This is a genomic window from Enterococcus sp. 3G6_DIV0642 (genome assembly GCF_002140635.1).
GTDB lineage: Bacteria > Bacillota > Bacilli > Lactobacillales > Enterococcaceae > Enterococcus_D > Enterococcus_D casseliflavus.
The window spans coordinates 3,217,577-3,223,747 of record NZ_NGLH01000001.1 but is presented as its reverse complement, the minus strand read 5'-3'; the positions used below and the strand labels follow the sequence as shown (position 1 = coordinate 3,223,747).

The following is a 6,171-nucleotide window of genomic DNA, read 5'->3' as shown; positions in this document are numbered from 1 at the left end:
TTTGGGGCCTATAGCTCAGCTGGTTAGAGCGCACGCCTGATAAGCGTGAGGTCGATGGTTCGAGTCCATTTAGGCCCATTACATTTTTAAACTGGTCCGTTGGTCAAGCGGTTAAGACACCGCCCTTTCACGGCGGTAACACGGGTTCGAATCCCGTACGGATCATGCAAACACTCTTGAGAGTGTTTTTTTATTGCCCAAAAACGATCTTTTTATCATTTTTTCAAGCATGAGCAGTCAAAATTTGTTATAATCAGTCCGTTGCAAGTTCCCGAAAGGATTCGCAGCTGCGAAGATGCCTTGTAACCGAAACATATATTAGGGGGAATACAAAAATGACAGAGAAACACTTATTTACATCAGAGTCCGTTTCAGAAGGACACCCAGACAAAGTAGCCGACCAAATCAGTGATGCCATCTTAGATGCGTTGCTTGCCGAAGATCCAATGGCACGGGTCGCTTGCGAAACGTCAGTTACTACCGGATTGGTTTTAGTCTTTGGAGAAATTTCTACTTCTGCTTATGTAGATATTCAAAAAGTCGTCCGAGAAACCATCAAAGAAATCGGCTATACACGAGCAAAATTCGGCTTTGACGGCGATACGGTTGCTGTTTTGGTAGCGATCGATGAGCAATCACCAGATATCGCTCAAGGGGTCGACGATGCTTTAGAAAGTCGTGGAGAAACGGATAAAGATGATATCGGTGCTGGTGACCAAGGCTTGATGTTTGGTTTTGCCGTTGATGAAACACCTGAATTGATGCCTTTACCGATCGCGTTGAGCCATCGGCTGGTACGTCGCTTAGCAGAGTTGCGGAAAAACAATGAACTAAGCTACTTGCGTCCCGATGCAAAATCACAAGTAACCGTTGAATATGATGATAACGATCAACCACAAAGAGTGGACACCGTCGTTATTAGTACCCAGCATGATGATGCGGCTGATAATGAAACGATCCACCGTGATGTCATCGAAAAAGTGATCAAAGAAGTGATCCCTGCCGATCTTTTAGACGAGCAGACAAAATATTATATCAATCCTACTGGTCGTTTTGTGATCGGCGGTCCTCAAGGGGATGCCGGTTTGACTGGCAGAAAAATCATCGTTGATACTTATGGCGGCTATGCACGTCATGGCGGCGGTGCGTTTTCTGGAAAAGACGCAACCAAAGTTGACCGTTCAGCCAGCTATGCGGCTCGCTACATTGCCAAAAACATCGTAGCAGCAAAGCTAGCCAAAAAAGTGGAAGTACAATTAGCCTATGCGATCGGTGTGGCACAGCCCGTTTCGATCAGCATCAACACTTTTGGTACCGGAACCGTCAGCAACGAGCGCTTGATCCAAGCGGTACGGGAAAACTTTGATTTGCGACCAGCAGGAATTATTGAAATGTTAGATTTGCGCCGTCCGATTTATCGTCAGACTGCCGCTTACGGACATTTCGGTCGTACAGATATCGATTTGCCATGGGAACGCACCGACAAGGTGGCGGCACTTTTGGCAAGTGTGAAGGATTAAAAGAGGCGACCTCTATTGATGACTATCAATAGAGGTTCTTTTTTTTGGAGTAAAAGGAGGAGTTATATGCGAACCAATGTAAAATTAGTCACCATTGCGGTCTTTGTCGCAACGTTTATGACCGCAATCGAAGGAACGATCATTACGACAGCGATGCCTACCATCGTTAGTTCATTGAAAGGGATCGAGATCATGAACTGGGTCTTCTCGATCTATCTTTTGACCAGTGCGATGTTGACCCCGATCTACGGCAAGTTTGCCGATAATATCGGCCGCAAACCAGTCTTTTTATTTGGGACGTTGCTGTTTATTATCGGGTCGGCGTTTTGTGGGATGGCCAACACGATGTTGACGTTGATCATTGCCAGAGCGTTGCAAGGATTAGGCGCAGGGGCCATGATGCCCGTTGCCCTAACGATCATTGCGGACCTGTATCCCGTTGAAAAGCGGGCGAAAGTCTTAGGGCTCAATAGTACGGCTTGGGGGATCGCCAGTGTTGTTGGTCCTTTAGCTGGTGGATTGATCGTAGATACGATTGGGTGGCATTGGATCTTTTTTATCAACGTGCCCATCGGATTAGGGCTGATTGCTTTGATTTGGTTTTATTTTCATGAAGAAAAAAAGGCCTTTGCTGCAGTCAACATTGATTATGCAGGCAGTCTCTTGTTGATGTTGACGCTAGTAGGCCTCTTGCTAGGCTTCCAGTTGCTGGGAGATTATGGTGTGAGTCTGCCTGTCATCGGGCTATTCGTTTTTTCTGTCCTTACGTTTATCGGCTTCATTCGGGTGGAGAAAAAAGCAGCAGATCCGATTATTGATCTGAAGCTGTTTCACTCAAAATTATTTGTGGTGGTCAATATCGTAGCAGCTTTGGCTAGCGGCTTCTTGATGGGGATCGATGTTTATATCCCAATGTGGATGCAAGGGGTCTTAGGCATGAGTGCGGGGATTGGCGGGCTTGTGTTGGCACCGTTGTCGATTTTATGGATGATTGGTTCCTTCTTAGCCAGCCGTTGGTTGACACAGCACAGTGTCAGCTGGGTCTTGACGGTTAGCTTGTTGATCACGGCTACCGGTGCTTTGTGGCTGTTTTTGACACCGGCACAGACCTCATTCTGGTTGTTCTTGGTCATTTCTTCTATTACTGGCGTCGGGTTAGGGGCAACGATGGTGGTTTGTACGGTTACTGCCCAAACCAGCGTTGGCCCCACACAAGTCGGCGTGGCGACTTCTTTCAATACCCTGTTGCGAACGATCGGGCAAACCATCATGGTAGCGGTCTTCGGTATCGTTTTAAACACCAGTAATAGCGTAGGCTTAGCACAGGCACAAGTCAATGATAGCAGTGTCATGAATCAGCTAGTAGATCCAGCCGCTGCGCGCCAGCTGCCAACCGCATTATTAGGGCAATTACGGGAGATTCTTTATAGCGGTCTACACTGGGTTTTTGGGATCGGTGTTCTACTTATTGTGCTAGCGATTGGTTTGACCCGCACGATTTCGCGAGAATCTGGTACAATATAAAAAAAGGATCGCAGGTGATTGTATGGCTTTTTTACAAGCAAATATCTATTCAAATGTTCTTGAAATGGAGGTAATGATCGATGTGATCTTGCCTCAAAGTACCAAGAAAAAAATCGGCACGCAAAGCCAATCAACGGGCACAGATCTCCCGGTGCTTTATTTGTTGCATGGGATGAACGGAAATCATAGTGTCTGGCAGCGACGGACGTCGATCGAGCGGTATGCCGCAGAGTATCAACTAGCGGTCATCATGCCGTCTACTGATCTGGGTTGGTATACCGATACGACCTATGAGATGAAGTATTGGACGTTTATCGCCGAAGAATTACCACAGATTTGCCATGAGCTGTTTCCTCAGCTGACGCAAAAACGAGAAAAAACTTTTGCGGCTGGGCTTTCGATGGGGGGCTATGGGGCAGTAAAACTCGGGCTGAGAAAGCCTGACCAGTTTGCGGCGGTAGCGTCTTTGTCTGGGGCATTAGCGCTGGCTGAAAGCATGGATTCCTTGCTGCAGCTGCGAAGCCAAGCTTATTGGGAAGGAATTTTTGGACCATTAGAGCAATTCAAAGGGTCAGAAAATGATTTGATCCATCTGATTGAGACCATCGATCCAAGCACAGCGCCGCGCTTTTTTATTAGCTGCGGAACCGAGGATCAGCTGTATCCGGCAAGTGAATATGCGGTGGATAAGCTGCAAAAGCGCAAACTAGCCGTAACGTTTGAATCGGGAACTGGGGATCATGATTGGAATTTCTGGGATCAATGGATCCAACGAGTCCTGCAATGGCTTTTTAGTGAATAAAAAAACCATCAGTCGATCGACACCTTAACGTGCCGAGGACTGATGGTTTTTTCGTTCGATACAAAATAAGATCGGCGGTTGGTTCCGCTGATTGATAAATTGATAGGAAAGGACATTGAACTTCTCTTGCGGCAGCTGCTGACAAAAGGAGTGTACTTCTTTCAGCTCTGCTTCGCCGCCAGCGTGTCCATAATAGCAGACGAGGATGATTCTACCTTTCGGGGCTAAACGTGTCAGTAAAGCTTCTAAAGCCGTTTTCGTTGTATCAGGCAGCGTGATGATCGCTTTGTCCCCTTGCGGCAAGTAGCCTAAATTGAAAATGGCGGCGTGAACCGGACCACTCACAACCTCTGCCAACGTCTCATGGCCTTGATGGATCAGCTGGACTTGTGCCAACAGCTCTTTTTCAGCCAAACGCTTTTTGGTAGCTTGCAGGGCTTGTTCTTGAATATCAAAAGCAAACACCTGACCAGTCGGGCCAACTAAGGAAGCCAATAATTCCGTGTCGAAGCCGTTGCCCATCGTGGCATCAACAGCGGTTTGTCCCGGCTGCAGAACTTCTTTTAAAAGGGTGTGGCTATAGCGCATGGCGGTCGGCAGCATTGACAGGCTCCTTTCGCACGTTGAATTTTCCTTGATAGGAGTTGCGGCGCAGCATTTCTTGATCGATCTCATTCAAGACTTCCCATTTTTTCAAACTCCACATTGGACCTACCAGAGAATCCCATGGTGCATCGCCTGTCAGGCGATGAATGATGATCTCTGGGGGGATCATTTCTAACTGATCGCAGATCAATGACACATAGGTATCGCGCCGCATCAATTGCAAACGTCCTTCATGATAATCCCGCAGCATCCGAGTATTGCGCATCAAATGCAGCAGGTGCAGTTTGATGCCTTGGATATCAGAATCTTGAATGGTGCGGCGGACATTTTCTTGCATCATCTCGATCGTCTCGCCTGGCAGGCCATTGATCAAATGGGTACAGACACGAATATTGTGTTTGCGCAGGCTGGCGACGCCGTCTAAGTAAGTTTGATAATCATGGGCGCGGTTGATGGCATTGCTCGTGGTTTCAAACGTCGTTTGCAGTCCTAATTCGACCCATAAATAAAAGCGTTGATTGAGCTCTGCTAGATAGTCAACGACATCTTCTGGTAAGCAGTCTGGTCGGGTCCCAACGGAGATCCCGACAACACCAGGTAGTGTCAGCACTTGCTCGAAGCGTTCACGGATCACTGCCACCGGTGCGTGGGTGTTCGTAAAGTTTTGAAAATAGACAATGTATTTGTCCACTTGCGGCCACTTTTTGTGCATCATGGCGATCTCTTTTTCAAACTGCTCTGGCAGTGGGGCTTCAGGAGCTACGATCATATCGCCAGAACCGGACACACTGCAAAATGTACAGCCGCCTTTGGCAACGGTGCCGTCACGATTGGGGCAGTCGAAGCCCGCATCGATGGGGACTTTAAAGATTTTTTCGCCAAATTCTTGCCGCAAAGCAAAGTTCCACGAATGGTATCGTTTGTTTTTATCTTCTGCATAAGGAAATGGATTCATTTTTTTACCTTCTTTTATAATTGTTTACGCGTGAAGCGCCAGACAAAGCGTTTTTGCAAGTAGTACGGATAGGTCAACAGCAGCCAAGACAGGCCAACACAAAAACCGCCTAACACATCACTGGGAAAATGCACACCAACATAAATACGGCTGATGCCGATGCAGCCAATCAAAAGGCCCAGCAAAAGGCGGATGCCCCATTGCCAAAAAGGCTGCTTGAAGAAAACTGGGACCAAGAAGAGCAAGGTTCCATAAAAAATCATACTGCCCGTCGAGTGTCCACTGGGGAAACTGAAACTTGATTCCGTGACTAAGTGTTCAAGAGTTGGGCGCTCCCGTAAAAAGACCAGTTTGATCAATGGATTAAAGAGCCCAGCAATCCCGATGGTACCAATACTGAGCCATATAGCTTCAGCATAATACTTGTTGATCACTAAGACAGCTAAAACAGCGAGAAAGAGCAAGATGATCGTGGTAGGATTCGCAAATTTTGTGACCCATAGAAAAAACGGTGTCCAAAACGGGTAGCCGCTGCGGATGATGCGAGTCAAGGTTTCGTCAAAGGAGACCAACCAAGTAGGGTAAAATTTCACGACATAGCCGAGAAAAACGAACAGCAGTAAAAAGCAACTGCCCGCAAATTGAAAATAAAGTTTTTTATGCATGGATAAGCCTCGTTTCTAGAGAATTTCTGTCAATTATTGTCATTAAGTCAAAGAGACATCTAGAAGGTATTATAGCATTTATCACAAGTCGGAAAAAGC

Annotated in this window: 6 protein-coding genes, 2 tRNA genes and 1 riboswitch; of the genes, 5 read left to right on the top strand and 3 right to left on the bottom strand. The window is 46.9% G+C overall.

The genetic code is table 11. From position 1 onward, the window contains the following. The first annotated feature begins 4 nt into the window (after positions 1 to 4). The 5 genes from A5878_RS15585 (at position 5) to A5878_RS15565 (ending at position 3,846) form a co-directional block, all read left to right on the top strand. A tRNA-Ile gene (locus A5878_RS15585) sits at positions 5 to 78 on the top strand. 15 nt (positions 79 to 93) lie between these two features. Next, positions 94 to 165 (top strand) — tRNA-Glu (locus A5878_RS15580). Positions 166 to 256: 91 nt separating this feature from the next. Further along, positions 257 to 338, top strand: a riboswitch (SMK box riboswitch). Further along, complete coding sequence (gene metK / locus A5878_RS15575) at positions 336 to 1,520, top strand: methionine adenosyltransferase (RefSeq protein ID WP_086295768.1); 1,185 nt, start codon at positions 336 to 338, stop codon at positions 1,518 to 1,520. Its footprint overlaps the riboswitch before it by 3 nt. Before the next feature lie 66 nt (positions 1,521 to 1,586). Then, positions 1,587 to 3,044, top strand: a complete 1,458-nt coding sequence (locus A5878_RS15570) for an MDR family MFS transporter (RefSeq protein ID WP_005227670.1) — start codon at positions 1,587 to 1,589, stop codon at positions 3,042 to 3,044. Positions 3,045 to 3,066: 22 nt separating this feature from the next. Next, complete coding sequence (locus A5878_RS15565) at positions 3,067 to 3,846, top strand: alpha/beta hydrolase family protein (RefSeq protein ID WP_005227672.1); 780 nt, start codon at positions 3,067 to 3,069, stop codon at positions 3,844 to 3,846. A gap of 24 nt (positions 3,847 to 3,870) precedes the next feature. On the opposite strand, the gene A5878_RS15560 is transcribed toward A5878_RS15565, so the two are convergent. The 3 genes from A5878_RS15560 to A5878_RS15550 are packed head-to-tail and all read right to left on the bottom strand — an operon-like array spanning position 3,871 to position 6,072. After that, complete coding sequence (locus A5878_RS15560; RefSeq protein WP_034869022.1) at positions 3,871 to 4,449, bottom strand: class I SAM-dependent methyltransferase; 579 nt, start codon at positions 4,447 to 4,449, stop codon at positions 3,871 to 3,873. Further along, entirely contained in the window at positions 4,424 to 5,407 is a 984-nt protein-coding gene (locus tag A5878_RS15555; RefSeq protein WP_005227674.1) for a TIGR01212 family radical SAM protein, read from the bottom strand. The genes A5878_RS15560 and A5878_RS15555 overlap by 26 nt, the downstream gene beginning before the upstream one ends. 14 nt (positions 5,408 to 5,421) lie before the next feature. Then, complete coding sequence (locus A5878_RS15550; RefSeq protein ID WP_005227675.1) at positions 5,422 to 6,072, bottom strand: phosphatase PAP2 family protein; 651 nt, start codon at positions 6,070 to 6,072, stop codon at positions 5,422 to 5,424. Positions 6,073 to 6,171 lie beyond the last annotated feature (99 nt).

Coding starts and splice junctions, on each gene's coding strand:
- A5878_RS15560 (WP_034869022.1), bottom strand. CDS start 4,449: ATGCTGCCGACCGCCATGCGCTATAGCCACACCCTTTTAAAAGAAGTT.
- A5878_RS15570 (WP_005227670.1), top strand. CDS start 1,587: ATGCGAACCAATGTAAAATTAGTCACCATTGCGGTCTTTGTCGCAACG.
- A5878_RS15555 (WP_005227674.1), bottom strand. CDS start 5,407: ATGAATCCATTTCCTTATGCAGAAGATAAAAACAAACGATACCATTCG.
- A5878_RS15550 (WP_005227675.1), bottom strand. CDS start 6,072: ATGCATAAAAAACTTTATTTTCAATTTGCGGGCAGTTGCTTTTTACTG.
- A5878_RS15565 (WP_005227672.1), top strand. CDS start 3,067: ATGGCTTTTTTACAAGCAAATATCTATTCAAATGTTCTTGAAATGGAG.
- metK (WP_086295768.1), top strand. CDS start 336: ATGACAGAGAAACACTTATTTACATCAGAGTCCGTTTCAGAAGGACAC.